We start from the raw sequence: 4,493 nt of genomic DNA, 5'->3' as shown, positions 1-4,493 counted from the left end.
AGGGTTATGCTGTTTCCAGTTGCCTCCTAGTGTTCGACGAGGGTTCTCCCACCGTTGCCTGGTCCTGGCCCAAACATTGTGGCGCGACAATCCGGATGAGAGACGCGCGACAATCAAGTTGAGAATGTCGCGGCAGAAATGATGATGCCGATGTTGATTGACACTGGCAAGCGTTTATTGATTGACGCGCGGCATTGATTGACGCGGGCGAGCGGGTGTCGCGCGACAATCAAGCTGAAGCGGTCAGTCGATGAGGATTGCTGTGTAATGATGATGCCGCAGTTAGTCTGGCTGCGCGACAATCAGGATAAGAACGTGGTGGCGGGGAAGGTGATTCCTGGGTTGATTGACGCCGGCTCGCTTTGCCTGCGAGCCGCGCGTCAATCAGGATGAGAACAGCGGGTCATTCGGTCATTCGGTGAGGTCGATGCCGTGCTGATCCTCCTGTATCGGTGGCACGCCAACGTTCTTTGGTGTCGCTCTACTGGCCGGGCGTCCCGGTCCCTGCTGCTTGCGCTGCAGGGCATACGGCGACGGTAGCTTTCGACGTTCAGCTCAAAGATGGTCGAGTGGTGGACCAGCCGGTCGACGGCGGCCACCGTCATGGCCCGGTCGGGGAAAACCTTGTCCCATTCGCCGAACGGCTGGTTGGCCGTTATGCAAAGGGAACGGTGCTCATACCTGGCGCTGATGAGCTCGAACAGCACCGACGTCTCTGCCTGATCCTTGCTGACATATGCGAAATCGTCCAGGATGACCAGGTCGAAGCGATCCAGCCGGTTGATGGCGGACTCCAGCGCGAGCTCGCGGCGCGCGACCTGCAACCGTTGCACGAGGTCGGTAGTGCGAGCGAAGAAGACCTTCCAGCCCTTCTCCAGCAGGCTCAGTCCGATCGCCGACGACAAGTGCGATTTGCCCCCTCCGCTAGGCCCTAGAAGAATCAGGTTGGTGCCGTTACGCAACCAGCCGTCGCCCGCGCAAAGCGCCGAGACGTGCGCGCGCGACACCATTGGCACCGCGTCAAAATCGAAGTTCTCCAGTGTCTTGCCCGGCAGCAGCTTTGCGTCCCTGAGGTGACGTTCGACTCGGCGTCGATCGCGCTCGGCGATCTCGTGTTCGGCCAGCGTCATCAGCAGGCGCGCTGCCGGCCAGCCTTCCGTGTCGGAGCGCTCGGCAAAGCTGGACCAGATCTGCTTGATGGCGGGCAGCCGCAAATCGTTGAGCAGCAGCGACAGGCGGGTGGCGTCGATGTCGAGGCTCATGCCGTCACCTCCGTTGCCATATCGTCAAGCAGGGCTTCGTAGTCGCTCAGCGGTGCTAGCTGGACGTTCACCTCCGGCATGCTGTTCGTGCGCTTCGCTTCGAAACGCGAACACAGTGCGTCCAGGTCGGGTAACTGCCCATCGTCCAAACACTGCTGCAGCGCCTGGGCCAGTTGCGCTTCGCAGTTGTGCTCGTGGGCCAGGCTGAGCAGTTCAACCATGGTCCTGCATGCCTGGCGCTGCGGTAGCTGCTCAAGCAGTCGATCGAAGGTCAGTCGATACGCCTCGCGCGGAAAGATCTGATCGCGGTAGACCAGATTGAGCAGCGCCATGGGCTTGCGGCGCAGCGCGTGGATGACGTGCCGGTAGTTGATGACGTGGCCGTGCTTGCCATTGGGGCCCGCGCGGCCGCGCTGCAGTGTCATCAGGGCCGTGCCGCCCAGAAACAGTTCCAGCCGGTCGTCGTACAGCCGTACGCGCAGGTGATGGCCGATCAACCGTGACGGGACGGTATAGAACACCTTGCGCAGGACAAAGCCGCAGGTGGTCGTGACGTACACGCGCGTTTCCTCGTAGTCGCACGTACGCTGGACCGGAAGCGGCTGAAGCAGTGCCCGCTCGAGCTCAATGCGTTTGCCATTACGCGCGTTGATTCGACCGACGATCTCGTCGATGAAGCAGCGATAGGAACCGAGATTGTCGAAGTCGCGACTGCCGCGCAGAAGCAACGCATCACGCACTGCGCTCTTGAGGTGGCCATGAGGGCTCTCGATGGAGCCGTTCTCGTGGGCAACGCCACGGTTGTTGCGTGTGGGCTGCATGCCGTAGTGGGCGCACAGTGCATCGTAACGCGTGGTCAGATCCTTGCGCGCGTCGGCATCGAGATTGCGGAACGCCGCCGACAGGCTGTCGCTGCGATGCTCGCGCGGCGCGCCCCCGAGTGCCCAGATGGCGTTTATATGGACGCCGCCCGTTTGCAAAGGACTTCGAGGGGTCTGACGTGACAGGAACGGCTGCGGGTTTATATCCGGCCTTGTTGCAGCGGGTATTGTCGCTGCGGGCCTCTATGGATTCAGCTGACTCGCGCCTCATTTCTGCATCGAGCTCAAGGCTCTTCGCCATCTCCAGGTTTAGCGAGTCCCGGTCCGACCTGTTTTGCCATCACTCTGAAGTACCTGCGCAACCTTTTGACGTTCCATCCTCCGACTACAAAGTTGACTTGACCTACATCCGGAATTTGCTCGTGCTCCTTTATACCGGCCTGGCGCTCACGTACCCGTCCTGATAAGGGCGCCCGTGTGCCAGGATGGCCCAGATGATACGGGCCATCTTGTTCGCGAGTGCGACGATCACGACATTCAGTGGTCGCCGCTTTTTCATCTGCTCGATCCATGGATCATGCTGTTTTGGACTGCTGACAACACTGCGGGCGCCGTGAATCAGGAGCATGCGGAGATAGGTATCGCCCCGCTTGCTAATGCCTAGCAACATAAGTTTCCCGCCGGATCCCACCTGCTTTGGCACCAATCCGATGCAGGCAGCGAACTCCCGCCCGGAACGGAAGGTTTTCGGGTCGCCGATTGTCGCGACGGCGGCCGTCGAGGTCAGCAAGCCTACGCCGGGAATCTCGGCAATTGCCCTGACGTCTCTGTCTTCCTTTTTCCATTCGCGCATCCGTCGCTCGATCGCGGCGATCTGCCCGTCCAGCGCGCTTAATCCGTTCCACTGCTCACGCAGCGTGTCGATCAGCGCGGCCGGCAGGCGATCGGCGACCCGGGCCAGCACGTCCGGTATTGCCCTGTCCAGGGAGAGCCGCCCCTTGCCCATGACTTGGCCGTATTCGGTGAGCAGCCCGCGTAGTGCGTTGATCTGCATCGTGCGGAATTTGACCAGCTGCTCACGCATTCGGTGCAGCGCCAGCATCGCTTGCTGCATCTCGGTCTTGACCGCGACCGGCTTGCCCGGTTGCTGTACTGCGAGCCAGATCGCACGGGCGTCGGCGGGATCCTTCTTGTTGCGTATATTGAAGGCCTTCACGTATTGCCCTGACATCAGCTTGACCTGATGCCCCATCGCGGTGAGCAGCCTCGCCCAGTGCTGCGAACCGCCAGACGCCTCCATGCCGATCAGGCATGGCGCGCGATTCGCAAAGTAGGCGAGAAACTTCGCCCGTTTGATCGGCTTGTTGACGATTTCTCCGGTCTCTTCGTCGACGTGGTGTACCTGAAAGACGTTTTTCGCGATGTCGATACCAACTGGCGTAAGTTTCATGATCGACCCTCTCGGTTTGCGTAGGAACATGTGGATGATCCTCCAACCTCTTTTTGCGCGCCCGCCGGTCTGTGCGGGGCCACCTTCCTTGTCTCTGCTGATTCCAGCTACCGCAGGCTATCCGCGTGGTGAGCGGCGTCCATACCATTTCTGCAGCCCTTCAGCCAGCGCGACATAGCTCTCGCCGCCGAGAATGACGTGAGCGTGCTCAAAGCCTGAGCAGGCCAGCCGGAAGTGATAAAGGCGGTGGTCAAGCGCGGCACCCGCCACGGTGACGCCCAGGCTGTCCATCTCGGTGAAGTCGGACAACCCGAGGCGACCGGGTTCGTGTACCTGACGGAACATAACGTCATGCTCCTCGCCATGGAGTGCGCGCCAGTCGCGGATACGACGCTCCAGTGTGCGGCGCACGTTGCCCGGGAGGTCGGGATGGCGCCGAAGCATCTCGTCCAGTACGGCTATAGGCCGGATGCCGGGAGCGGACTGGAGCAGCGGCACGATCTCGGTGTCAAAGATTGCCGCCAGGGGATCGGGACGGCGACGCGCACGTGGTGCCTTCTTCTGCGATGGCAGTCGCCGGTCCTGATCGATGCGATAACCCGTGGCGGCGCTGAACCCGGCGCGCGCAGCCGCTTGAGCTGGTCCTTCCTTGAGTCTGTACTTCATGTAGAGCCTCATCTGATGGTCGTTGATGTGTCGGCCGGGCAACTCAGCCTCCCTTCGCTACATGGAAGAGCTGTTCATACCCGATTTACCGCGACCACCGATAAGGCACCCCGGCAGCGGGGCGGACTCCTCGGCGCAGCGTTGCGGCAACGGTTCCGGGCTACGCCCTCCACCGCTGCCGCAACACCATTACTCTCATCCTGATTGACGCGCTGCTCCGCATTGACTCAGGTTTTTTGCTACCACGCGAGGGTCGTTGCCTCATGTAATTTGTTACCCGTCAGGATGCAGGCG

The 4,493-nt window shown here is 61.2% G+C and carries 2 protein-coding genes and 2 pseudogenes; all 4 read right to left on the bottom strand.

Annotation, left to right across the window (positions count from 1 at the left end; translation table 11 throughout):
* Positions 1–380: 380 nt before the first annotated feature.
* Positions 381–1,262, bottom strand: coding sequence for an IS21-like element helper ATPase IstB (istB, locus tag AWB65_RS34245; protein ID WP_125474296.1), 882 nt, complete (start codon positions 1,260–1,262; stop codon positions 381–383).
* Positions 1,259–2,218 (bottom strand): annotated as a pseudogene (locus tag AWB65_RS34240) (IS21 family transposase); the annotation flags it as partial. The gene istB and the pseudogene AWB65_RS34240, both read right to left, overlap by 4 nt.
* Positions 2,219–2,513: 295 nt before the next feature.
* A complete protein-coding gene (locus tag AWB65_RS34235; protein WP_087671192.1) occupies positions 2,514–3,533 on the bottom strand; it encodes an IS110 family RNA-guided transposase in 1,020 nt (339 codons plus the stop codon).
* Between the two features lie 123 nt (positions 3,534–3,656).
* A pseudogene (locus AWB65_RS34230) lies at positions 3,657–4,241 on the bottom strand (IS21 family transposase); the annotation flags it as partial.
* Positions 4,242–4,493 lie beyond the last annotated feature (252 nt).

This window comes from Caballeronia humi, from assembly GCF_001544475.1.
GTDB classification, from domain to species: domain Bacteria; phylum Pseudomonadota; class Gammaproteobacteria; order Burkholderiales; family Burkholderiaceae; genus Caballeronia; species Caballeronia humi.
This window is presented reverse-complemented; position numbering and strand designations above follow the sequence as displayed.

Bases quoted from the DNA above. Each gene is read 5' to 3' on its own strand.
- istB (WP_125474296.1), bottom strand. From the start codon at position 1,262: ATGAGCCTCGACATCGACGCCACCCGCCTGTCGCTGCTGCTCAACGAT.
- AWB65_RS34235 (WP_087671192.1), bottom strand. From the start codon at position 3,533: ATGAAACTTACGCCAGTTGGTATCGACATCGCGAAAAACGTCTTTCAG.